We start from the raw sequence: 21,935 nt of genomic DNA on the forward strand, positions 1-21,935 counted from the left end.
TGTTGAAACAGTGAACGAACCATGTTGCCTGGATGTCGTTTCGATGACGCTGCCGACAGCCGCGACAAACACATTTACTGCGGCGTGATATCTCTTTGCACCCGATGAATATGCTGCTCGACATAAAACGCCGCCGCATCGGCGTCTCCGCAGACAATGGCTTCGTAAATCAGCCGATGCTCCGCAACGTACAGTCGAATGCGAGCCGGATCATAAATCCCGTCGTCCTTGAGCCGCTTCCACAGCGACTGGTCCATGGTCGATGCGATTTCTTCCGCGAGCTTCGCCAGCAACACATCGCCTGTCATCACCGCCAGTTGACGATGAAAGAGCCTGTCGCTGTTGTTCCACAGCGCTCGCTCTTCGGGCGTCGCCACGTCCGTCAACGTCTCCATCTGGTCCAGATAGTGCTCGGCCAGCCGGTCTCGCTGTTTGCGTGCTGCCGCTCGCCTTGCAATTGCGGGCTCGAGAATCAGACGCACGTCGAGCGTAGCCGACGGGCTGAAGTCCGATGCGAATTCCCCCGTCTGCGTTTCCACGCCCGGCGCTGCGGCAAGAATCTGGTTGGCCGTGGATGCCACGTAAGTGCCCGAGTTGCGCTTCGTGACAACGAGGCCCTCGTTTTGCAATTGCCCGATGGCTTCGCGCACGGCAGGCCGCCCAACGCCAAAGAGCGTGGCCAGTTCGCGCTCCGAAGGCAGCCGGGCATCCGGCAGGAATCGGCCGCTGCGGATCTCGGCCCGGATCTTTTCCGACACCTGCTCGTAAATCTGCAGTGGCCGAAAGTTGCCTTCAAGTTCGAAGCGGGCGGATGCCATCGTGAGTTCTCGGTGCGTCGTGAGGTGGTTCTAAAATATACCACTTTCGCGACTCCGTCCTGAAGCCCGTGACGGCATATCCACGCGAGAAATCGGGAAAACCCGAACCACTTTTCTCTATTCGACCAGTCCATGCAAGCCATTTTGGTCCAATAAAAGCCCACAGCGACGCCATATCGACACAAATTGGCTTGCCAGTCACCCACCAGTGGTATAGATTCGTTCCACACCGAGCCCGAGAAATTGGCCGGACTGAAGCCAGAAACCCGCCTGGCCGCATGCATCCGCTTTTCGACCCCCAGAACCCAAGGCTTCCGAATGACCTCACGCGACATCCGAAACTTCGACGCGGCCGCGACGGCTTCACTGCTGGACTACCGCCTTCTCGTACGCGTGCTGGCCGGGACCGTCGTCGAATACAGTGCGGGCAAGGTCGTCAGCCCCGAGCGTCTGGCCATCCCCATCCAGCAAGGCGGCTTGATGCTGTCCATGCCGGCGAGCGCGCCGGACATCGCCATTCACAAGCTGGTCAACGTCTGCCCGACCAACTCCAGTCGGCAACTGCCGACCATTCACGGCCAGGTCATCGCATGCGATGCGTTTACGGGCGAGATGCTTTTCGTGCTCGACGGACCGACCGTAACGGGACGCCGCACGGCGGCTGTGACGGCACTCGGCATCCAGACCCTGCACCAGGCGCCTCCGCAGGAAATCATCATCATCGGGACAGGCAAACAGGCTGCCAATCACGCGGAAGCCCTCGCGGCCATCTTCCCGGAGGCGCAGTTGCGGGCAAAGGGCCGTTCGCAGGCCGATGCGCACGCATTCGTCGCACGCAATTGCGCGGCAGCGCCGAATCTCACCGCGCTCGAAAGCGACGCCATTCCGGAGACCGCAGACGTCGTCATCACGCTGACGACCAGCAAAACGCCGGTGTATACGGAGTCCGCACGCACGGGCCGCCTGGTCGTGGGCGTCGGCGCGTTCACGCCCGACGCGGCCGAAATTTCCAGCCAAACCGTTGACGGCAGTGCTTTGGTGGTCGATGACCCCGTCGGCGCAAAACACGAAGCCGGGGACCTCATCCAGGCCAACGTGGACTGGCACGCCGTTTCCCCGCTGGCCAAAGCCCTCGCCGGGGAATTTCACGCGACGAAACCCATTCTCTTCAAGAGCGTAGGCTGTGCAGCATGGGACCTGGCGGCATGCCGGGTCGCACGCGACGCCCTGCGCTAAGCGTCGACGTTCGTGACGGCGCTGCGCCGTCACGGCAGCAATTCAAGTTCGCATCCGACTGGCAGTCCAATAATCTGGAGACATCATGCGCCACCTCGCCACCACCCTCGCCGTCCTCACGGCCGCCGGCTTCTGCCTCACCGCCCATGCTCAAACTGTCGTCACCATCGGTCACTCGGCGCCACTAACGGGCCCGCAGGCGCCGAACGGCAAGGACAACGAAAATGGCGCCCGCCTCGCCATCGACGAACTGAACAAGAGCGGCGTGACGGTCGACGGCAAGAAGGTGACCTTCAAACTGGACTCGGAAGACGACCAGGCAGACCCGAAGGTCGGCGTTCAGGTCGCGCAAAAGCTCGTCGACAGCGGCGTGGTTGCCGTCATGGGTCCGTACAACTCCGGCGTGGCGATTCCGGCATCGCGTGTCTATAACACCGCCGGTATTCCGATGCTCCCCGTTGCCTCGAATCCGGCGCTGACAAAACAAGGCTTCAAGAACATCTTCCGTATCGGCGCAAGCGACGAGCAGTTGGGCGGCACGATGGGCCAGTTCGCCGCAAAGACGTTGAAGGCGAAAACTGCAGCAGTGATCGACGACCGCACGGCCTATGGGCAAGGGGTGGCGGAGCAGTTCATCAAAGAGGCGAAAGCGAACGGCATCCAGATCGTCGACCGGGAGTTCACCAACTCGGCGGCGACCGACTTCCTGGGCATCCTTACCACCATCAAGGCGAAGAACCCCGACGTCATCTTCTTCGGCGGATACGCCGCTCAGGGCGCCCCCATGGCCAAGCAGATGCGCGCGCGCGGATTGCGCGCGAAGTTGCTGGGCGGCGATGGCATCTGCTCGGCCGACATGGGCAAGGTGGCGGGCGAAGCCGCGTCGATCGTGTACTGCGCGCAGGGTGGCGTCGCGCTGGACAAGACTGCAGCGGGCCGTGACTTCCTGAAGAAGTACAAGGACACCTACCACACCGACACACAGGTCTATGCCGTCAACTACTACGACGGCGTGAAACTGCTCGCCGACGCAATGGTCAAGGCCGGCACCACCACCGATAAGGCCAGGCTTGTCGCCCAGTTGGTGAAGACCGACTACAAGGGCGTCGCGGGCACTTACTCTTTCGATGCAAACGGCGACCTCGTGGGCGCGCCCACGACCGTCTACATCATCAAGGACGGCCTGCCGGTTCCGTACGGTCAGTAAGCCAATAGCGCAAAGACATCATGAAGACTACTCGTACCATATCGACCGTCGAAGTTCATACCGGCGGCGAAGCATTCCGTATCGTCACCAGCGGATTGCCTCGCCTGCCCGGCGATACGATTGTGAAGCGTCGTGCGTGGCTGAAGGAAAACGCCGACGAAATCCGCACCGCGTTGATGTTCGAGCCGCGCGGTCACGCCGACATGTACGGTGGCTACCTGACCGAACCGGTCAGCCCCACCGCCGACTTTGGCATCATCTTCCTCCACAACGAGGGCTATAGCGACCACTGCGGACACGGCGTGATCGCGCTGTCCACCGCAGCGGTCGAGCTTGGCTGGGTCCAACGCCGTGTTCCGGAAACGCGTGTCGGCATCGACGCTCCCTGTGGCTTTATCGAAGCGTTCGTTCAGTGGGATGGCGAACACGCCGGCAATGTGCGATTCGTGAATGTCCCCTCGTTCATCTGGAAGCGGGATGTGACTGTCGAGACGCCGTCCTTTGGCACGGTGAAGGGCGACATCGCGTTCGGCGGTGCGTTTTATTTCTATACCGACGGTCAGCCGCATGGCCTCGCCGTGCGCGAGTCGTCGGTCGAGGAACTCATCCGCTTCGGCGCAGAGGTGAAGGAAGCCGCGAACAAGGCCTACCCTGTCGAGCATCCCGATATCCCCGAAATCAACCACATTTACGGGACCATCATCGCCAATGCAGCGCGACACGAAGGCTCGACGCAAGCCAACTGCTGCGTGTTCGCGGACCGCGAAGTGGACCGCTCACCGACCGGCTCCGGCACGGGTGGACGCGTCGCCCAGTTGTACCTGCGTGGCGAACTCGGCAAAGGCGAGACCCTCGTGAACGAGTCCATTATCGGCACGGTTTTCAAAGGACGCGTGCTCAGCGAGACGACCGTCGGCGTCTTCAAGGCAGTGATTCCGGAAGTCGAAGGTAATGCGTTCGTGTGCGGTTTCGCGACCTGGATTGTGGACGAGCGCGACCCGCTGACGTACGGGTTCCTTGTCCGCTAGACCCTTCCTCCTCGTGGTACCCGCTAGCGCGGAACGCTGTGAATGAGCGTCCGCGCTTTTTTTACGTATCGGAACACTCGAAATAACGCGCCGTTACGAAACTCGCACCGCCGTTGCACCTGTGTCCGGGCCCGCCGCCTACACTCCGAACCGTGCTTACCAGAAACGCACGACACGTGCGGAGGAGTAGTGAAATGAAAAGGACGATTCTCGGCGTGGTACTGGGCGCGGCCGCACTGGCCGCTTCGAGCGCGGCGTTTGCGCATGTCGATCTGGCCGTGGGTGTCAACCTGCCGGGAGCCGCGTACGCCCCGGCTGAACCGGTGTACGTTGCTCCGCCGCCCGCTGCCTATGCGCCTGCTCCGGTCGCGGTGGCCTGGCGCGGCGATGATGACTGGCGCGCGCGTCAGTGGCGGGAACACGAATGGCGGGAACACGAGCGGCGCGAACACCAATGGCGTGAGCGTGACTGGCACGACAATGGGCGCCGGGGTTATTGAGGCGGTCCGAAGCTAATATTTCACACAAGTGTTTATCATGAACGTCAATAATCGAATCAGGATGCTTGCCGCGGCTGCCACTTTAGGACTGGCGGCAGCCGGAACCGCACATGCCGCCGGCTGCCTCAAAGGCGCTGTCGTGGGGGGCGTAGCCGGACATTATGCGGGCCACCACGCCGTTGCTGGAGCCGTTGGCGGCTGCATCGTGGGACATCACGTTGCGAAAAAGCATGCGGAGGAACGGGCCGCAGAACATGAAGCCGAGCGCGCCCAGAAGCTCAACACCTGATTCCCGCCAGGCCTTTCGCTACCGCCGCCAGGGACGCCCGTTCAAGCTGTGATATCCTGGCGGCACGCGACTTGCGCTATATTCTGCTCAAGAGTTGCATTCAGAGCAAAGCACAACTAGAAATGGACGAACGAAAACGCGAAAGCATCGTGGCCTATCTGCGGCGTCGGATGGCCGAATTTGGTATCGAACCGGATGATATTGCTGCGTCAATTGCCGCAGACGCCGCGCAATTGCGCGCAGCACGTTACCGGGATGCGGCTGGCCACACGTGGGACGGCAATGGCGACGCCCCGCGGTGGGTGGTGCAGGCGACAAGCGCAGGGCAGTCGCTCGAGCATTTTGCAATCGGCGAGATAACCGAACAGCAGCCCGTGAAAACCCCGAGCGTGGACTGGCGGCAGGACCCATTTGCCGGCAGCCGCCTGGCAACAGTCAGTACCGAGCATCCCGGCGCCGCCTGAAAGCGTCACCGTTAGGTGCCGCCCCGGCTTCAAAAAGAAACTTCAGTCGAATTCAAGGTCACTGTTATTGCGCAGTGCGTCCAGTCGTCGAATTTGTTCCGGCAGAATCCGGCCTTGCGACAAGTCTGGAAGGTTATCGATATCGAAGAACTGAACGGCGTCGGTTTCGGCTCCGGATATTTTCCCCGCGCGCACGATTTCCCCAAGGAAAACCAGCTTCCAGATGTGAAACACGGAAGGCGGATGTCCGTGCTTGAGCATGTCCCACACGGCCAGCAGCCGAACGATCTTCACCGTGTAGCCGCTTTCTTCACGAGCCTCTCTTGCCGCGTTCTCGGCAGGCGAAACGCCTACGTCGGCCCAGCCGCCGGGCAGGGACCACAAACCATCCGCGGCCTCTCGCACGAGAAGGATCTGACCGGACGGATTGAAGACGGCGCATCTGACATCGAGTTTAGGATTCGCGTATCCCGTTTCGAAAGCAAAGAGCGCGGCGACATCGCTAGTTTGCATGGACGCCATTTCCGCGAGTTGCTGATGCGCGATGCTGGCGATTTCCGTGTACCGTTCCTGGTCGAACGGGCTCGTCGCGTAGTGCAAGCCCGATTGCGCAAGCGCCAGTAGCCGGCGCGCCTGCGCAAGACGTGCTCTCAGCGATTCTTGTTCGTCAGGCGTGGGCATCCATACCGCCTTACTTTTTCGCCGCGGCGTCCTGATGCGCCTTCGCAAGGTCCGCCATGCTGTTGAAGCGAAAGGCGACGTTCGGCTGCCAGCCGGGATTCATGGTCGCGCCAAAGCCCGGTTGCGAATGACGGCGGTAAATCCAGCACGACGCCAGACCAAACTCACTGGCAGGCCTGTGGTCGTGGAAAAGACTTTCGGCAGTGTGAAGGATTGCTTCCTTCTTGATGCCACGCTCACCCAGTTTCTCGAGCATGTATTCGAAGTTTCGCGGCGCTGGCTTGTACGAGCCGATATCTTCCGCCGTGAAAATCGCGTCGAACGCTACCTGCAACCTTGCGTTGCTGTAGCTGAACGTCTCGTTGTCGACGTTGGAGAGGATGGCCAGCTTGTAGTGCTTTTTCAGATACTGCAGCGCGGCTACGGTGTCCTCGAATGCCGGCCAGTCCCGCACTGACCGACCGTATGCCATGCACTCCTCGTGCGTGAACGGCAGTCCCCATTCCTCGGCCAGTCGCTTGTAGACGACGGGCAGCAGTTCCTGGTATCGCTTGGCCGGCGTGTATTTCTGCTGCGACGACTCGTGGCGCGCATGCGCCTCCAGAATCTGGTCTCTCGACAGCGGCGTCCTGGCCCGTTCGATCAGGGGCTTGAGGCCAGCGAAGATGCCGCTTTCCCAGTCGATCAACGTGCCGTAGCAGTCAAAAGTCAGTGTGTCGAAGTCGGTCAATTCCACGGTTACTCCTTTTGGAAGTGCATGGCGGCGATCCCATTTCCCAGGCCCCGCTTCGACGCCGCGAATCACACAATGGCGATCGATTCCGTCATGTTCTGGCGCATGTAATCGAGGAACCGCTTCTGGAAGAGCATCGTGTGTTCGTGTGCGAGCTTCTCGGCCAGATCGGCGTCCTTTCGCGCAATGGCGTCGATGATCTCGCTATGGTCATTGCCCAGCCTGGTCGCGTGAGGCGAGGTCACCGTGTAGTCGAAGTGCAGATGCGTCAGACGTTGCCCCTCGCCCAGCAGCCGTTCGTAATACCCCACGAAATAGGGATTGTTTGCCGCATGCGCGATGGCCATGTGCAGCTGCTTGTTCCGCTCGGTCAACACCTCGGCATCGCCGCTCTCGACCGCCTTCATATACGCGGCGTCGGCCTTGTTGAGGATCGCGAGGTCCTCTTGCGTACGATGTAGCGCGGCGAGCCGGGTCACCGCGCGCTGAATGAGATCGAGCGCCGATACGTACTTCGGAAATTCTTCGATTTCCAGCGGCGTCACGAGCGTCGTGCGATTCGGGAGGATCGTGACGAGCCCCTCGCTAATGAGCCGGGCGAGTGCGTCACGAACGGGCGAACGCGAAAGGCCGAATTGCTCCGCGAGCGATACCTCGTCCAGCGGCGCGCCAGGTTTGAGTTGCAGCGTCAGGATCTGTCTGCGCAGCTCTTCGTAGATGTATCGCCCGCCATGGCGGCGGACACCCGCCTCTGCCTCGTTGGTCGCTTTGCTCATGGTCTTCCCGCCGTCGTCGTAGGCCCGGTAAAGCGGGCGTGCTTTGGAGTTTAACATTGCCCGCCCCTCGCCTCAGACCTTCGGAAATCCCGCGCCCCACGTGTCGCTGAGCATGAATCCCGCCGCCAGCGGGTCGTCGGGGTCAACCCCGATCTGCTGGATGCCGTACAGCCACGCGCGGCCCTGCACACGCGGCAAAACCGCGGGCCGGCCGCCGACTTCCGTTTTGCCGAGCAACTGCACGGAGAATTCGCCCCCAATTGTCGAGCGCGACTTCAATTTCGTGCCGACGTCTGCCAATCCGCGGGCGGCGAGTGTCGCGAGGTTCGCCGAGCTTCCGGTGCCGCACGGCGAGCGATCGACGCGGCCGGGAGGCAAAGTCGTGCAGGTTTGATACAGCTCGTCGCTCACGCGGTTGCGGAACATGACATAGGCGACTTCGTTGATTTGCGGGTATAGCGGATGCTGAATCTCGATCTGCTGGTTGATCACGTCCTTGAGCGACACGCCCAGCTCGGCCAGCGCGCGTGCGTTCTCCGGGGCAATCGTCAGCCCGACCTGCCCGACGTCGATGAGCGCGTAATAGACGCCGCCATATGCGATATCGGCGCGAATCGTCCCGAACTGCGCAGTGTCGATGCCGAAGTCGAGCCGTTCGACGAACGACGGCACCATGTCGAGCGCGACGCCCGTGCAGCGGCCGTCCCGGCACGTTGCGCGAGCCGTGACGAGACCGGCAGGCGTGTCGAGCACAATGGTCGTTTCGGGCTCCTGCATTTCGACCATGCCGAGTTCGAGCAAGGCCGTCACGACGCAGATGGCATTGCTTCCGGACATCGGATGGGCCTTGTCCGCCTGCAGCACGATAAAGCCCGCGTGGGCCTCGGGCCGCGTGGGCGGCAGCAGCAGATTGACAGACATCTGGAGGCAGCCTCGCGGTTCGAGTACGACGAGCCTGCGCAGGCTGTCGTCCACCTCGTTGAGGTAATTCATCTTGTCGAGCATGGTCTCACCGGGGATGCCCACGACGCCCCCAGTGATGACTTTGCCGATCTCGCCTTCGCAGTGCACATCCACGAGTTGAAGTGTCTTTTTCCAGCGCATGTTCGATCTGCCTTACTTGATGTACCAGCCCCACGGCTTGTCGCTGCCGTACCGCGTAATCTGCTTGGTTTCGAGGTAGTTGTTCAACCCCCACTCCCCCAGTTCGCGCCCGATGCCGCTCTGCTTGTAGCCGCCCCACGGCGCCTCCGTGAAGGTCGGCTGCGAGCAGTTGATCCAGACAATACCTGCCCGCAGTTTGCGCGCCACGCGCTCGCAGCGCTCGCTGTCGCGCGACATCACGGCCGCGCCAAGGCCGAAGCGTGAATCGTTGGCAGAACGTACGGCTTCCGTCTCGTCATCAAAGGGTCGGACACAAACGACCGGGCCAAAAATCTCTTCAGTCCAGACCCAGCTGGTCTCGGGCACGTCGGCGAAAACAACCGGCTCCATGAAAAAGCCCTTCTCGAGATGTTTGGGCCGCCCACCGCCGGTCACGAGCCGCGCCCCCTCTTCCACGCCACGCTCGACCGCATGCCGCACCTTGTCGTACTGGCCCTTGCTGACAAGTGGCCCGAGCAGCACGCCATCCTGCAAACCGCTGCCGATGGTGATTTTCTGCGTCGCCTCTTTCAGGCGATCGAGCAGCTTTGTATAGATGCCGCGCTGCACCAGCACGCGCGAGGTGGCCGAGCACACCTCGCCCTGATTCCAGAATATGCCGAACATGATCCATTCGACAGCCGCCTCGATATCGCTGTCGTCGAAGACGATGAACGGCGACTTGCCGCCCAGTTCGAGACTGACGTTCTTGATGTCGCGCGCCGCGGCCTGCATGATGCGGCTGCCGGTGGGCACGCTGCCGGTAAAGGCGAGCTTGTCGACTGCGGGATGCTCGCTCAGCGGCGCGCCGGCGTCCTGGCCCAACCCGGTGATGACGTTCAGGACGCCCGGCGGCAGGTCCGCCGCTGCCGCGATATCCGCAAGCTCGAGCGCCGTAAGCGGCGTGAGCTCCGAGGGCTTGAGCACCATCGTGCAACCCGCGGCCAGCGCGGGCGCCACTTTCCACGCGGCCATCAGCAGCGGAAAGTTCCAGGGAATGATGGCGCCGGCCACCCCAACGGGTTCCTTGCGCGCAACCGAACTGAAGCGGTCATCGGGGAGTGCGATAGTCGTTTCGGCATGCTCATCGAGTTTCTCCGCGAGGCCAGCGTAGAAGTCGAAGCAGCCCGCCGCATCGCCCAGATCCCACAGCGCCTCCGGCAGCGGCTTGCCGTTGTCGCGCACTTCGATTTCGGCCAACGCCTGCAGGCGGTCGCGAATGCCTTTGCCGATGCGGCGCAGGACAGCCGCACGCTCGGCGCCGCTCATGCGCGACCATGGGCCTTCGTCGAACGCCTTGCGCGCGGCCTTGACGGCAAGATCGACGTCTTCAGCTGTTGCGGCCGCAACTTTCGCAATGACTTGCTCGGTGCACGGATCGACCGTTTCGAAGCTGCCGTTGTGCACCGGCGCGACCCAGCGGCCATCGATGAAGAGCTTTTCGTACGATTTCATATTCAACCCGATATTGTTTGCGCAATGTGATGAGTTTGACGTCGAACGCTACCCGCTAGAACCGGTACGCGCTGAACGGCGCGAGATCCTGCCTTGTGGGGCGGCCCGCAACCATGTCGGCGATCAGCCTTCCCGTCGTCGCGCCGAGGGTGAGGCCGAGCTGGCCATGACCGAAAGCCATGAAGACGTTTTCGAGCCTGCGCGAGCGGTCGATAACCGGCTTCGTGTCCGGCAGGAAGGGACGATAGCCCACGCCATATTCGACGTTCGCGGTGCGCAGTTCGGGCAGCACGCGTTTCGCCTTCTCGAGAATGATGTCGGCCCGTTTGAAATTGGGCGCGGCGCCCTGCCCGGCGAATTCGATGGTCCCGCCAATCTGCAGGCCGCGCGTCATCGGCGTGAAGCAAAACCCGCCATCGGCGTAGATGGTCGAGTGGCGCATCTCGACGCCGGGGTCGGCAACCACGACCTGGTACCCTGCGATGCCCTCGAGCGGCACGCTCACGCCGAGAGCACCGAAGAAGCGCCGCGCGCCCGTGCCGGCGGCAACCACCACGTGCCGGGCTGCCACGCACTCGCCGTTCGTGAGCGTGACGCCGGTCGCCCTGCCGTTCGCCTCATCGATACGGCTCGCTTCCGTTCTGATCCGGCGGCCGCCTCGTGCAATGAAACTGTCGGTGAGCGCGGCGATGAATCCCATGGTGTCGCGCACGGAACGCCAGTCCGCGAAGAGCAGCCCATGAGAAAACTTGCCTGCGAGCGCCGGCTCGAGGTCGCCGACGTCTTTGGCGTTCAACCGTTTCGCCTTGAAGCCGAGTGACTCGCGCAACGCCAGATGCGGCTGCTCGTGCTCGATGCCTTTCGGGTCGTCGAATACTTCCAGAATGGGGCGCTCGCCCATGAGCGCCTTGTCTTCGCAGGCGTCGAGCAGCGGCGCGTAATCCGCGTAGACTTCGTGCGTGAGTGTCGCCATGGCGTTGGCGATATCGACGATCTTCGCGTGTCGCGCGCACATGAGAAAACGGACAAACCAGGGGATGATGCCAGGCAACGCGCTCGGCCGCAGCGCCAACGGTCCCTTCTGGTCCATGAGCCAGCCGGGAATCTTCATGAGAATGCCGGGCTTGGACAGCGGAATGACTTCGCTCACCGCCATCTGCCCGCAGCTCCATTTGGCGGTGCTGTTACCCGGCGCTTCGGGATCGATGAGCGTGACCGCATAGCCGCCGCGCTGCAGATACAGCGCACAGCACACGCCAACGATACCGCCGCCAATGACAACGGCCGACTCGCGCGGCGCCGCGTTGCGTTCAATCACTGCGGATTCGAGAGGTACGGCGCTCACCTGGCGAACTCCTGAAGGTCAAAGCCCAATGCATAGGGATGATCGTCGTCCACGTAGTGTTCCGAGCGACCGGTGATCCACGCGCGCCCTTCGACGCTGGGGCAGACGGCGTCGATACCGCTGTCGAGCCGGGTCGTCGATTCGACGCGCCCGATGAAACAACTGCCGATCAGACTTTGATGCCTGAAAGCCTGCCGTGCTTCGAGCAACCCACGCGCATACCGTTGTGCAACGCGCGCAGAGGTGCCGGTCCCGCAGGGCGAACGGTCGATCAGACTCTCGCCGGCAATGACCACGGCGCGTGCGTGAGCTTCGCCGGAAAGCGGTGCACCCGTCCACATGCAGTGCTTCACGCCGCGAATGAGCGGATTGTCCGGATGAACGACTTGCATGGTTTCGTTCAACAGCGCCTGCATGTCACGGCCCCATTCGAGCAACTGCTGCGGATTGAAATGCTCGCATCCGGGGAAATTCTGCTGGACTTCCACGATCGGATAGAAGTTGCCGCCGTAGGCAATATCGAGCACGAGCTTGCCCAACTTCGGATGCACGACTTCCACGTCGCGATGGAGCAGGAAACTGGGCACATTCGTAAAACGCACCGACGTCACGCGATTTCCGCCCTGTTCGTAGCGCGCGCTCAGTTGCCCGGCGGGCACGTCGACAACCACCGTACCCGGCGCTTTCGGCTTCACCAAACCGGCTTCCAGCGCGAACGAGATCGAGCCGATGGACGCATGTCCGCACATCGGCAGGCTCCCCGAGGTTTCGATGAAGAGCAGGCTCATATCGGCATTGGCGGACACCGGGGCATACAGCAGCGTGCCCGACATGTGCGAGTGGCCGCGCGGCTCCAGCATGAGCGCACGGCGAATCCAGTCGTATCGCCCGACGAAGTCCTCGCGCCGCTCGGCCATCGCGCGCCCCGCGAGCGACGGCGCGCCCTCGATGACCATCCGTACCGGCATGCCTTCCGTGTGACCTTCGATGCACTTGAAGCTATGTCGCGTCATTGTCGGTTTTCCACCGGAACGTGTGAGCCGGCGCCGCCCAGGCGCCGGCGTGCGGGTTAGGCCTGAGCGGCTTCGAATACCGCGCGGAACGCGGCCTTTTCTGCGTCGGTCAGCGGCATCAGCGGCATGCGCGCGGCGCCCACCTTGAAGCCTGCGAGTTCGCAGCCGTACTTCACCTTCTGCACGAACTTGCCGGCTTCCATCGTGGCCATGACCGGGAAGAGCGAGCGCATGACGTTTTGCGCACCGCGAATATCGCCGGCCTCGAACTTATTGTAGAAGTCGACGACCGGCTTGACGAAACAATTCGCCGGTCCGCAAATCCAGCTCGTGGCGCCCCACAGGAAGAAGTCGAGCGCCTGATCGTCCGAACCGCAAGAGAGCTGGTAGTGATCCTTGTACTTCTCGCCGATTTCGATGGCGCGCAGCAGGTTGCCACTGCTCTCCTTGATGCCGACGACGCGCGGGTGATCCTTGAAGGCGTCGAGAACGCCGAAACCGACTTCCACGTTCGTGCGGACCGGATAGTTATAAAGAATCACGTTGACGTCCGGCACGGCTTCGAGAATCGCGGCGTAATGCCCAATCAATTCTTCCTGCGACGGCAGCGCATAGTACGGCGGCGCAATAAGAACGTTCGTGTAGCCGGCGTCGCGGACGAGTCGCGTCTGCTCGATGACTTCGCGTGTGGACGAGCCGTTCGCGCCGCCGATGAGCGTCCCGCGTTCGCCCACGACTTCGCGCACCGTCTTGAGGATGGCGCGGCGCTCGTCGTGCGTCAGGGCATAATATTCGCCCGTCGAACCAAGCGGCACGAAGCCGTTGACGCCGGCCTTCAGCTGAAACTCGAGGATATTCGCTAGGGTGTCGTGGTCGACTGCACCGGACGCATTGAACGGCGTAACGAGCGCCGGCAGGATGCCTTTCATCTGCATTTGAATCTCCGCTTCACGATGGAATGGTTGGGGTTCAGTACGCAAAACGCCTGAGAAATTTTGTCTCGACCACGCCGACCAGACGGGTCAGCGGGAAAGCGACAAGGAAATAGATCATTGCAACCGTGGTCAAGAATTCGACTGGCCGTGCCGTGCTGGTCGAAATGTTCTGCCCGACGAACATCAGATCGGCGACACCCACGGACGAGATGAGCGCACTCTCCTTGAACAGGCTCACGACGTTCGAGAGCAACGGCGGAACGGCGCGCAACAGCGCTTGCGGAAAGATCACATAGAGAATCTTCGCCTGCGGCGTGAGACTGAGCGCAATGCACGCGTCATGCTGCTCCGAGGAAATCGACTTCAGCGCCCCGCGAAACGTCTCGCTCGTGATCGCCGCCATATACAACGTCAGCGAAATCACGACCGAGAGGTAAGGCGGAATCGGAATCCTGAAAACGACTGGGAAACAGAAGAACACCCAGAAGAGCTGAATGAGCAGCGGCGTTCCGCGAAAGAATTCGACATAGAGCGTCGTTGCCGCTTTCATCCACCGCGACGAGGACATGCGCAGCAGGCTCAACACGAAACCGGCAAGGCTGCCGATCACAGCGCAACTGCTCGTGAACGCGAGCGTCAGCCCCAATCCTTTGAGTAGGACCAGCCAGTACGGCAGCACGGAAGCGAAATCGAGGTTCATGGTCTTCTCCCTAGCGCTGATGGGCCAGTTCCTGACGTCGCTCGATCACGTGAACGAGCCGCGCGATCGGCAGCGAAAGCGCAAAGTAGATGAGCGCCACGACCGTGTAGGTTTCGAGCGGCCGATAGGCTTGCGTCGCCAGACTCTTGCCCACGTACATGAGATCCGCCACCGCCACGATCGCGACGAGCGCGCTTTGCTGCAGGCTCCCAATGCCGTTGGTCATGAGAACGGGCATCGAGCTACGAAGCGCTTGCGGCAGGACCACATAGAAGGTGCGTTGCCACGGCTTCAGGCCGAGCGCGACGCATGCGTCGAGGTGTTCCTTCGGCACCGCCTGAACGCCTGCGCGATACGCTTCCGCATTGAATGCCGTCAGGTTCAGGCCCAATGCCAGGATGCCCATCACGATGGGGTCGATGAACACATCGACCATCATCGGGATGCAGTAGAAGAACCACACGATTTGCAGCAGCGCGGGCGTGCAACGAAAGAATTCGATGAAAAGCTGCGCGGGCCAGCGCACGATCGCCCAACGGCTCATGACCAGCAGGCACAGGAAAAAGCCGAGCACGAGGCCCATGATGTTGGACGCGAGGGCAAGCTCGACCGTCACCCGCAGTCCGTCAAGCAGGGACCCGAGGCTCCCTTGCAGGAAATGAAAATCAAACTGGTAGTTCATAGCCGCCCTCAGTCGAGATGCAGAACTTTCTCGAGAAACTCGCGCGTGCGCGCTTCCTTCGGACACTTGAACATCTCATCCGGCGCGCCCTGCTCCACGATCTTCCCGCCCGCGCAGAACACGACGCGCGTGGCGATATCGCGGGCGAAGTGCATGTCGTGCGTCACGATGATCATCGCCATCTTCTGCTCCGCGAGCTGGAGCATCACGTTCTGCACTTCAATGACCATTTCCGGGTCGAGCGCCGAGGTCACTTCGTCGAACAGCATCAGCTTCGGCTCCAGCATGAGCGCCCGCGCAATGGCGACACGCTGTTTCTGGCCACCGGAGAGCTGGCTCGGATAGGCGCGGAGTTTGCTCTCCAGGCCCAGACGCGCCAGATACATGCGGGCGCGCTCAGTGGCCTGGGCTTTCGAGAGGCCGCCGACTTTCACCGGCGCAAGAACGAGGTTGCCGAGCACGGAGAGATGCGGAAACAGCGTGTAATGCTGAAAAACCATGCCGATCTGCTTCTGCAGCTTTGCATCGATACGCTTCGACCGCCCGGTGTCCTCGCCGTAGATGTACGGCTTGCCCTGAAAGCCGATCTGTCCGCCCTGAATGCCTTCGAGGCCCATCATCACGCGCAGGAGCGAACTCTTGCCGCTGCCGCTCGGGCCGATGATCACGAGCCTGTCGTCTGCGCGCATGTCGAAGCTCATGCGGTCCATGACGACGAGGTTTTCGCCGTAGCGCTTATAGACGTTCTCGAATTGGACGAACTCACCCGTCGTCGACGGCGAGAAGTTCAGGACGGTCGGTGCAATGTTGGGTTGGGCAGCCATGGTTCGCATTGACAACATGAAATCTCTCCAGCGGGGCGCGTGCGGAAGCACGCGATATGTGAATCGAATCTGCTTTGTCGATCGGTCCAGTGCGGCTGGCGCCGTCACCTCCTCACCTGGAACACACAATCTTGCGCATCTATATGTGTGCAACGTTGTACACATACTAGAAGCCCAAAATTCGACCGTCAATGAGAGATGCGGGATTTCCAGGGAAAACACCGGGACCGTGCAGACGGCGGCATGCGGCGGGCATCGAAATGCAAAAAAGGCCGCGGCGCGCGCACGCGCGCGCGGCGGCCTTCCAGCAGCGGAATGTTTCGGAACGTGTGCCGGATGCCGCACGTCGCGCGCAAGCGCCGCGGCACCAAACCAGTGTGATTACTTACTGGTCACGAGCATCGACTGGACGGAAGTCCTGATGAGACGGTTGACCGCCCCCGACTTGACCTGCGCGTTCAGAAAGTCGTTGAGCACGGCGAGATCGGCTTTCGACGTCTCCTTGCGCACGCCGAACGAGACCGCTTGCTGCGCCAGCGGCGGATTAGGCTGAATCGCAACCGCCCACTCCGGGTGCTCCTCGGTCAGCAGCATGTTGGTGATGTTCGCGTCCGCGAGCAGATCGGCGCGCTTCGACATCAACGCGAGACGCGTCTCGTCGTTGCCCGGCAGACGCATGATTTGCGCTTGCTTGATGGCAGCGGAGATCGCCTTGTCCTGGGACGTGCCCGACATGACCGCAATCGTCATCCCGGGTTTGTCGATATCGGCGACGCTGTGCGCGCCCTTCGGAATCTTCGGGTTGTTCTTGTTGTAGACCAGCGAGACGTTGTAGTCGGTGGCGGGCACCGAGAACGAGATCGCTTTCTCGCGCTCAGGCGTGTCGTTCAGCGCAAGCGAGAGGTCCCATTTGTCGGATTGCAGACCCGCGACGATGTTGTCCCACGACGTGTCGACGAATTCGACCTTGACCTTGAGAACATTCTGCCCGAAGTCGCGGCACAGGTCCGAGAAAAAGCCGCTGTACTGGCCAGTTTTCGCGTCGCGCATCACGTACGGGGGCGCAACCGCGGCGCCGCAGCGCAGAACACCTGCTTTCTTCACGCTTTGCCACGCGCTCGCGTCCTCCGCGCGAGACGACGCGCTCGCGAGCACGCAACTCACTGCAACCAGGCCGACGAAAGCTTGACGGGTAATGCGAGACAGCCGAACCATGATGACCTCTCCAATAAGGGTAATCCCGTAGATGCACGATGCGTACGCCACACAATTTTGCATATCCATTTGTGTGCAACGTTGTATGCATAATAGGAAGCCAATATTTGGACTGTCAACCAGGCGATTGCCCTGGCGCTCCGCGCGCGTCGCTCCGTGCGGCGGCGCGCTCCGGCCGCCTGAACGCGAACACGGGCAGCCCGACCAGCGTCTGAGCGCCCATGACGAACGCCACGCACCCCGTCCAGCCCCAGCGGTGCCATGCGGGAATCGGCAACACGGAGCCGAGGCTGCCGCCGAAGTATTAGCAGGAGAGGTAGATTCCGATCGCCGTGACCGCCACCGCGAGCCAGCATCGGCAGATCGTCGAGGGCGCACTCGATATCGGCTTTGGCTGGTCGGCAGCGAACGCGCAAGAAGACGGGTTGTGCTCGCTCGTGGTCGCGCGCGAGCCGCTCGTCGCCGCCGTGCCGAGCGGCAGCGTGCATGCGCGCAAGAAGGCACTCGACCAGACTGTCTCGTGGATCGAGCCGTTCACCTCGACGTGCGTGGAGCGCTTCGTCGAGCTTGCGCAGTCGGTTGCGCAACGAGAAACGCGCGGAACTTGAATCGCGCGAATTTCAAACAGGTGCCGACGTCACGTCCGCCGTTTGCGTGGCATGCGCGGCCCGCTTCAAACGCGCCACGCCTTCGCGAATCTGATCCACGTTCGGCGCGGCGAACGAAAGGCGCAGCGACGCGGGGTCGGGCTCGTCAGCGAAAAACGCCTTGCCCGGAACAAAAATCACCTTGTTCGCAATTGCATTCGGCAAGAGCGCATCGATCGCGACACCCGGAATACGCGCCCACACGAACATGCCGCCTTCCGGTTGATGAAACGCGATTTCGTCGCCGAATTGCGCGCGCAAGTCATCGCAAAGCGCTTCGCATTTGCGCCGATACGCTTGCGTGATGTGCGGAAGATGCCGTTCGAGCGAGCCCGCCGCCAGGTAGTGCGCGGCGATTGCCTGGGTCCACGGCGTACTGCACAGGTCGACGGTCTGCTTGGCGATCACGCAGCGCCGCGCGATTTCGGCGGGCGCGACGGTCCAGCCTACGCGCAAGCCGGGCGCAACGACTTTCGAAAGACTCGAGAAGTGCACGACCCAAGCGCGCGCGCCCGGCACTTCGCTTGCCAGCGCCAGCATCGACGGCACCGCGTTGCCTGCGAAACGCAGATCGCCGTACGGATCGTCCTCGACGATCACGAAGCGGTATTGAACCGCGAGACGCAAGAGCGCAAGGCGCCGCTCGCGCGTGAGCGTGGCCCCGGTGGGATTCGCGAAGGTCGGCACCGTGTAGAGCAGCCTGGGCCGGTCAATCGCGCCCGAAGCGAGCCGCGCGGCGAGTTCGTCCACGTCGAGACCGTCGCCGTCGACCGGCACCGTCACGACATGCGCCTGCTGGAGTCGGAGCGCCTGCAGTGTGGCCGGATAGGCGGGCTGCTCGGTCAAGGCCGTGTCGCCCGCATTGAGCAACACGCGCAACAAGAGGTCAAGGCCTTGCTGCGACCCTGTGGTGACGACCATCTCCTCAGGCGCGCAGGTCACACCGCGGCGCGCCATCAGCGCGAGCAGCTGCGTTTTCAATTCGGGCAAACCGTCGGTCGGGCCATATTGCAGGCAGCGCGTGGAAGCCTGCCATGCCTGAGCCGCTGCCGCCTGCAGTCCATCGGCGTCGAACAGGTCGCTGGCGGGATAGCCGCCAGCGAAGGAAATCATGCCTGGCTCTCCCAGGTACTTGAACAGCTCGCGAATGGGCGAACCGGCGGGATGCTGAAAGGGCGCGGTGAAATCGTACATGGCGGACATGGAGTCGATGGCGGTTAAGCGCGGCAACGGACAAGCTTCGATTGTGGTCAGCCCTCACGGGCGTATCAAACGAAATCTAATCACCACGTCATGCGGTTTGCTCATCAAGCCATCGCGCAATGAAAAAGCCCGTGAATTCACGGGCTCTTTTTGCGCGGCCTGACTACCCGCGGTCACACGACGTTCTTTTCGACGATCGGCCGATTTTCCAGTACGCGCGACCAGTCGAGCGAAGACAGATCGAGCGTCGCGTACCGGCCGTTGAGGATCAGTTCGCTCACGCCGCGCCCGGTTGCGGGCCCCTGCTGCAGTCCGTGCCCGCTAAAACCATTGGCAAACACGCAATTGTCGATGGCCGGGTGATAACCAATGATGGCGTTCTGGTCGAGCACGTTGTACTCGTAATAGCCGGACCAGCAGTTCTCCACGCGCAGCGCCTCGAATCCCGGCACGCGGTGCGCAAGCGTGGGCCAGATCACGTCGTCGAAGATGGCGTGATCGACTTCGTCGAGTGGCAGGTCGTTGGGGTCGTTGTCCGCGCTCGGCGACGTTCCGGTGATGTACGTGTTGCCCTCGGGGCGGAAATACACGCCGGACGGATCGATCAGCAACGGGCACGCGGCGAGCCGCGCGGGCGACGACACGTTGAAAATGCTGCGGCGGCGCGCATAGACCGGAATGTCGATGTCCATCATTTCCGCGAGCTTGCGCGCCCACGCGCCGGCTGCGTTCACGAGCGTGTCGCACGCATGGCGTTCGCCGTCGCTCGCGATCACGTGCGTGACCTTGCGGCCACTGCGCACGACGCCGGTCACATCGGCCGGCACATAGCGCGCGCCGAGCGACTGCGCCTTCTTGCGCAACGCCTGCACGAGGCCGTAGCCGTCGAACCAGCCCTCGCCGCTGCGGCCATATGCGCCGCTTGCGAGATCCTCGACGTTGAGCCAGGGAAACTTCGCGTGCAACGCGTCGCGCGACATGAGTTCGATGTCCGCGCCAAGACGCGTTTGCAGCGCGTGATTCTCGCGCAGCGTCGCATCGCCCGCTTCCGTGGCGAGGAAAAGATAGCCGCCCTCGTGCAGATCGATCGACGGACGACTGCCGTTCACTTCGAGCCGCTCGCCAATGCCGCGCAGAAACTCGATGCCGAACAGCGACATCTGGATCGACAACGGCGTGGAAAACTGCTGCCGGATCGACGCGGCCGAAAGCGCCGACGACGAGCGCGCATAACTCGGGTCGCGCTCGAACACGGTGACGGAAACCGTTGGGTCGGCTGCGCGCAGAAAGTAAGCAATAGAACTACCGATTACCCCGCCGCCAACGATAACGACTTGAGAACTCACGACTTGCTCCAGATTGCGGATAACTGCGGCGCGCATGGATTGGGTTTGCGCGAATCGATCCATCGACCGGGTGCACCGTGCGCCCGGTCATGTCTGCTCAACTACGCCAAACGCGCTTATTCGACGTTGAAATCGATGCCCTGTGCGAGCGGCAGCGCCGACGAATAGTTGACCGTATTGGTCGCGCGGCGCATGTAAGCCTTCCACGCGTCGGAGCCCGACTCGCGCCCGCCGCCCGTTTCCTTCTCGCCGCCGAACGCGCCGCCGATCTCCGCGCCGCTCGGCCCGATGTTCACGTTCGCAATGCCGCAATCGCTGCCCGCGGCCGACGTGAAGCGCTCGCTCTCGCGCAGGTCCGTCGTGAATACGCACGACGACAGGCCATGGTGGGCAGCGTTGTTCGCATCGATGGCGTCGCCGAAGTCGCTGTACTTGAGGACGTAGAGAATCGGCGCGAAGGTTTCCTTCAAGACCACTTCGGTTTGCGACGGCATCTCGACGATCGCCGGGCGCACGTAAAAGCCCTTCTCGTTGCCCGCCACCGCGTGGCGCTCGCCGCCGAACACCTTGCCGCCCTCGCGCTTTGCCTGCTCGAGCGCCGACTGCATGCGGGCGAACGACTGCTCGTCGATGAGCGGCCCCATCAGCGTGCCCTGTTCCAGCGGATTGCCGATCACGACCTTGCCGTAGAGCGTCTTCAGGCGCTCGACTGCCTTGTCGTACACGCTCTCGTGCACGAACAGGCGGCGCAGCGACGTGCAGCGCTGGCCGGCCGTGCCGACCGCCGAGAACAGGATGCCGCGCAGTGCGAGTTCGAGATCGGCAGTCGCGGAGACGATGCCTGCGTTGTTGCCGCCCAGTTCGAGCAGCGAGCGGCCGAAGCGGCGCGCGACCTCGACGCCGACGGTGCGGCCCATTTCGGTGCTGCCCGTTGCGCTCACGATGTTCGAGCGCGGATCCGCCACGAGCTTCGCCCCCACTTCACGGCCACCGACCACGAGGCTCGTGAGGCCTTCGGGCGCATCGCCGAATTCCTTCAACACGTCCTGCATGATCTTGTTGACGGCAACCGCGGTGAGCGGCGTTTTTTCCGAAGGCTTCCAGACCACGGCGTTGCCGCACACGAGCGCGAGCGCGGCGTTCCACGACCACACGGCGACCGGGAAATTGAACGCGGAAATGACGGTACACACGCCCATCGGATGCCACGATTCGGCCATGCGGTGGCCGGGACGCTCCGAAGCAATGGTCAGACCGTAAAGCTGACGCGAGAGGCCGACCGCGAAGTCGCAGATGTCGATCATTTCCTGCACTTCGCCGAGGCCTTCCTGGAAGATCTTGCCGGTTTCCAGCGAGACGAGGCTGCCGAGCGCGCGCTTCTGCTCGCGCAACTTGTTGCCGAGCAGGCGCACGAGTTCGCCGCGGCGCGGCGCGGGCACGTTGCGCCAGCTCTTGAACGCCTCCTGTGCCTTCGCCAGCGCGGCGTCGACGTCGGCTGCCGACTGGCTCGCGACGCGGCCGATCAGTTCGCCGTTGATCGGCGAATGCACGGCGATGTCGCCCGCTTCCGCGAGCTGGGAAATACCGAGATCCGAGAGGATGGAGGAGGCTTTCATAGGTAGAATCCCTTAAAAATTTCCGATACGAAACATTGCTACTTTAGGAAACTATACACGCGCAATTTGGCGGCGACAA

At 62.3% G+C, this 21,935-nt stretch carries 23 protein-coding genes; 7 read left to right on the forward strand and 16 right to left on the reverse strand.

Annotated features, from left to right (window positions below):
* Positions 1-74 precede the first annotated feature (74 nt).
* Complete coding sequence (locus M3A49_RS00315) at positions 75-818, reverse strand: FadR/GntR family transcriptional regulator (protein ID WP_266227036.1); 744 nt, start codon at positions 816-818, stop codon at positions 75-77.
* A gap of 318 nt (positions 819-1,136) precedes the next feature.
* Here M3A49_RS00315 and lhpI point away from each other — a divergent pair, with 318 nt between their 5' ends.
* From lhpI to M3A49_RS00345, 6 genes are all read left to right on the forward strand, one after another.
* Entirely contained in the window at positions 1,137-2,054 is a 918-nt protein-coding gene (gene lhpI, locus M3A49_RS00320; RefSeq protein WP_254355319.1) for a bifunctional Delta(1)-pyrroline-2-carboxylate/Delta(1)-piperideine-2-carboxylate reductase, read from the forward strand.
* Positions 2,055-2,139: 85 nt separating this feature from the next.
* Positions 2,140-3,261, forward strand: a complete 1,122-nt coding sequence (locus tag M3A49_RS00325) for a branched-chain amino acid ABC transporter substrate-binding protein (RefSeq protein ID WP_266227037.1) — start codon at positions 2,140-2,142, stop codon at positions 3,259-3,261.
* 20 nt (positions 3,262-3,281) lie between these two features.
* Positions 3,282-4,289, forward strand: coding sequence for a trans-3-hydroxy-L-proline dehydratase (lhpH, locus tag M3A49_RS00330; RefSeq protein ID WP_266227038.1), 1,008 nt, complete (start codon positions 3,282-3,284; stop codon positions 4,287-4,289).
* A 194-nt stretch (positions 4,290-4,483) separates the two neighbouring features.
* On the forward strand, positions 4,484-4,789 hold the full coding sequence (locus tag M3A49_RS00335) for a hypothetical protein (protein ID WP_028203531.1): 306 nt from the start codon (positions 4,484-4,486) through the stop codon (positions 4,787-4,789).
* Positions 4,790-4,826: 37 nt separating this feature from the next.
* Complete coding sequence (locus M3A49_RS00340; RefSeq protein ID WP_081771614.1) at positions 4,827-5,078, forward strand: hypothetical protein; 252 nt, start codon at positions 4,827-4,829, stop codon at positions 5,076-5,078.
* Positions 5,079-5,200: 122 nt separating this feature from the next.
* Positions 5,201-5,542, forward strand: coding sequence for an H-NS family nucleoid-associated regulatory protein (locus M3A49_RS00345; protein WP_254355322.1), 342 nt, complete (start codon positions 5,201-5,203; stop codon positions 5,540-5,542).
* Between the two features lie 42 nt (positions 5,543-5,584).
* Here M3A49_RS00345 and M3A49_RS00350 read toward each other — a convergent pair whose 3' ends face one another.
* From M3A49_RS00350 to M3A49_RS00405, 12 genes are all read right to left on the reverse strand, one after another.
* Positions 5,585-6,223 (reverse strand): NUDIX hydrolase, encoded by a 639-nt coding sequence (locus M3A49_RS00350; protein WP_254355323.1) that lies wholly within the window; start codon positions 6,221-6,223, stop codon positions 5,585-5,587.
* A 10-nt stretch (positions 6,224-6,233) separates the two neighbouring features.
* Positions 6,234-6,959, reverse strand: coding sequence for a haloacid dehalogenase type II (locus M3A49_RS00355; protein WP_266227327.1), 726 nt, complete (start codon positions 6,957-6,959; stop codon positions 6,234-6,236).
* 65 nt (positions 6,960-7,024) lie between these two features.
* Entirely contained in the window at positions 7,025-7,789 is a 765-nt protein-coding gene (locus M3A49_RS00360; RefSeq protein WP_266227039.1) for a GntR family transcriptional regulator, read from the reverse strand.
* 15 nt (positions 7,790-7,804) lie between these two features.
* Positions 7,805-8,836 carry a proline racemase family protein gene (locus tag M3A49_RS00365; protein WP_254355326.1) on the reverse strand — a complete coding sequence of 344 codons (1,032 nt, stop codon included), beginning with the start codon at positions 8,834-8,836 and terminating at the stop codon, positions 7,805-7,807.
* 12 nt (positions 8,837-8,848) lie between these two features.
* Complete coding sequence (locus M3A49_RS00370; protein WP_254355327.1) at positions 8,849-10,330, reverse strand: aldehyde dehydrogenase family protein; 1,482 nt, start codon at positions 10,328-10,330, stop codon at positions 8,849-8,851.
* 55 nt (positions 10,331-10,385) lie between these two features.
* Positions 10,386-11,675 (reverse strand): NAD(P)/FAD-dependent oxidoreductase, encoded by a 1,290-nt coding sequence (locus M3A49_RS00375; RefSeq protein WP_266227040.1) that lies wholly within the window; start codon positions 11,673-11,675, stop codon positions 10,386-10,388.
* Positions 11,672-12,688: a 4-hydroxyproline epimerase gene (locus tag M3A49_RS00380; protein WP_266227041.1), complete on the reverse strand. Its 1,017-nt coding sequence runs from the start codon at positions 12,686-12,688 to the stop codon at positions 11,672-11,674. Before M3A49_RS00380 ends, M3A49_RS00375 begins: the two co-directional genes overlap by 4 nt.
* A 56-nt stretch (positions 12,689-12,744) precedes the next feature.
* The gene (locus tag M3A49_RS00385) at positions 12,745-13,623 is read right to left on the reverse strand and encodes a dihydrodipicolinate synthase family protein (protein WP_254355330.1); all 879 of its coding nucleotides are present in this window, start codon (positions 13,621-13,623) and stop codon (positions 12,745-12,747) included.
* A 34-nt stretch (positions 13,624-13,657) separates the two neighbouring features.
* Positions 13,658-14,323 carry an amino acid ABC transporter permease gene (locus M3A49_RS00390; RefSeq protein ID WP_254355331.1) on the reverse strand — a complete coding sequence of 222 codons (666 nt, stop codon included), beginning with the start codon at positions 14,321-14,323 and terminating at the stop codon, positions 13,658-13,660.
* 10 nt (positions 14,324-14,333) lie between these two features.
* On the reverse strand, positions 14,334-15,005 hold the full coding sequence (locus M3A49_RS00395) for an amino acid ABC transporter permease (protein ID WP_028203519.1): 672 nt from the start codon (positions 15,003-15,005) through the stop codon (positions 14,334-14,336).
* 8 nt (positions 15,006-15,013) lie between these two features.
* A complete protein-coding gene (locus M3A49_RS00400; RefSeq protein WP_266227042.1) occupies positions 15,014-15,847 on the reverse strand; it encodes an amino acid ABC transporter ATP-binding protein in 834 nt (277 codons plus the stop codon).
* A gap of 363 nt (positions 15,848-16,210) precedes the next feature.
* On the reverse strand, positions 16,211-17,044 hold the full coding sequence (locus M3A49_RS00405; protein ID WP_266227043.1) for a substrate-binding periplasmic protein: 834 nt from the start codon (positions 17,042-17,044) through the stop codon (positions 16,211-16,213).
* A 332-nt stretch (positions 17,045-17,376) separates the two neighbouring features.
* Between M3A49_RS00405 and M3A49_RS00415 the strand changes: the two genes are divergently transcribed.
* Positions 17,377-17,652 carry a hypothetical protein gene (locus M3A49_RS00415; RefSeq protein ID WP_254355334.1) on the forward strand — a complete coding sequence of 92 codons (276 nt, stop codon included), beginning with the start codon at positions 17,377-17,379 and terminating at the stop codon, positions 17,650-17,652.
* A gap of 12 nt (positions 17,653-17,664) precedes the next feature.
* Here M3A49_RS00415 and M3A49_RS00420 read toward each other — a convergent pair whose 3' ends face one another.
* The 3 genes from M3A49_RS00420 to M3A49_RS00430 form a co-directional block, all read right to left on the reverse strand.
* Positions 17,665-18,885 (reverse strand): PLP-dependent aminotransferase family protein, encoded by a 1,221-nt coding sequence (locus M3A49_RS00420; protein ID WP_254355335.1) that lies wholly within the window; start codon positions 18,883-18,885, stop codon positions 17,665-17,667.
* A 182-nt stretch (positions 18,886-19,067) separates the two neighbouring features.
* The gene (locus tag M3A49_RS00425; protein WP_254355336.1) at positions 19,068-20,240 is read right to left on the reverse strand and encodes an NAD(P)/FAD-dependent oxidoreductase; all 1,173 of its coding nucleotides are present in this window, start codon (positions 20,238-20,240) and stop codon (positions 19,068-19,070) included.
* Between the two features lie 116 nt (positions 20,241-20,356).
* Entirely contained in the window at positions 20,357-21,856 is a 1,500-nt protein-coding gene (locus M3A49_RS00430) for an aldehyde dehydrogenase family protein (protein ID WP_266227044.1), read from the reverse strand.
* Positions 21,857-21,935: the final 79 nt, after the last annotated feature.

Source organism: Paraburkholderia sp. CNPSo 3076 (genome assembly GCF_026343935.1).
GTDB lineage: Bacteria > Pseudomonadota > Gammaproteobacteria > Burkholderiales > Burkholderiaceae > Paraburkholderia > Paraburkholderia nodosa.

Excerpts from the sequence above, each read along its gene's own strand:
- M3A49_RS00385 (WP_254355330.1), bottom strand. The coding sequence starts at position 13,623 with ATGCAGATGAAAGGCATCCTGCCGGCGCTCGTTACGCCGTTCAATGCG.
- M3A49_RS00370 (WP_254355327.1), bottom strand. The coding sequence starts at position 10,330 with ATGAAATCGTACGAAAAGCTCTTCATCGATGGCCGCTGGGTCGCGCCG.
- M3A49_RS00380 (WP_266227041.1), bottom strand. The coding sequence starts at position 12,688 with ATGACGCGACATAGCTTCAAGTGCATCGAAGGTCACACGGAAGGCATG.
- M3A49_RS00315 (WP_266227036.1), bottom strand. The coding sequence starts at position 818 with ATGGCATCCGCCCGCTTCGAACTTGAAGGCAACTTTCGGCCACTGCAG.
- lhpI (WP_254355319.1), top strand. The coding sequence starts at position 1,137 with ATGACCTCACGCGACATCCGAAACTTCGACGCGGCCGCGACGGCTTCA.
- M3A49_RS00340 (WP_081771614.1), top strand. The coding sequence starts at position 4,827 with ATGAACGTCAATAATCGAATCAGGATGCTTGCCGCGGCTGCCACTTTA.
- M3A49_RS00430 (WP_266227044.1), bottom strand. The coding sequence starts at position 21,856 with ATGAAAGCCTCCTCCATCCTCTCGGATCTCGGTATTTCCCAGCTCGCG.
- M3A49_RS00395 (WP_028203519.1), bottom strand. The coding sequence starts at position 15,005 with ATGAACTACCAGTTTGATTTTCATTTCCTGCAAGGGAGCCTCGGGTCC.
- M3A49_RS00335 (WP_028203531.1), top strand. The coding sequence starts at position 4,484 with ATGAAAAGGACGATTCTCGGCGTGGTACTGGGCGCGGCCGCACTGGCC.
- M3A49_RS00390 (WP_254355331.1), bottom strand. The coding sequence starts at position 14,323 with ATGAACCTCGATTTCGCTTCCGTGCTGCCGTACTGGCTGGTCCTACTC.
- M3A49_RS00405 (WP_266227043.1), bottom strand. The coding sequence starts at position 17,044 with ATGGTTCGGCTGTCTCGCATTACCCGTCAAGCTTTCGTCGGCCTGGTT.
- lhpH (WP_266227038.1), top strand. The coding sequence starts at position 3,282 with ATGAAGACTACTCGTACCATATCGACCGTCGAAGTTCATACCGGCGGC.
- M3A49_RS00325 (WP_266227037.1), top strand. The coding sequence starts at position 2,140 with ATGCGCCACCTCGCCACCACCCTCGCCGTCCTCACGGCCGCCGGCTTC.
- M3A49_RS00420 (WP_254355335.1), bottom strand. The coding sequence starts at position 18,885 with ATGTACGATTTCACCGCGCCCTTTCAGCATCCCGCCGGTTCGCCCATT.
- M3A49_RS00360 (WP_266227039.1), bottom strand. The coding sequence starts at position 7,789 with ATGTTAAACTCCAAAGCACGCCCGCTTTACCGGGCCTACGACGACGGC.
- M3A49_RS00400 (WP_266227042.1), bottom strand. The coding sequence starts at position 15,847 with ATGTTGTCAATGCGAACCATGGCTGCCCAACCCAACATTGCACCGACC.
- M3A49_RS00365 (WP_254355326.1), bottom strand. The coding sequence starts at position 8,836 with ATGCGCTGGAAAAAGACACTTCAACTCGTGGATGTGCACTGCGAAGGC.
- M3A49_RS00345 (WP_254355322.1), top strand. The coding sequence starts at position 5,201 with ATGGACGAACGAAAACGCGAAAGCATCGTGGCCTATCTGCGGCGTCGG.
- M3A49_RS00350 (WP_254355323.1), bottom strand. The coding sequence starts at position 6,223 with ATGCCCACGCCTGACGAACAAGAATCGCTGAGAGCACGTCTTGCGCAG.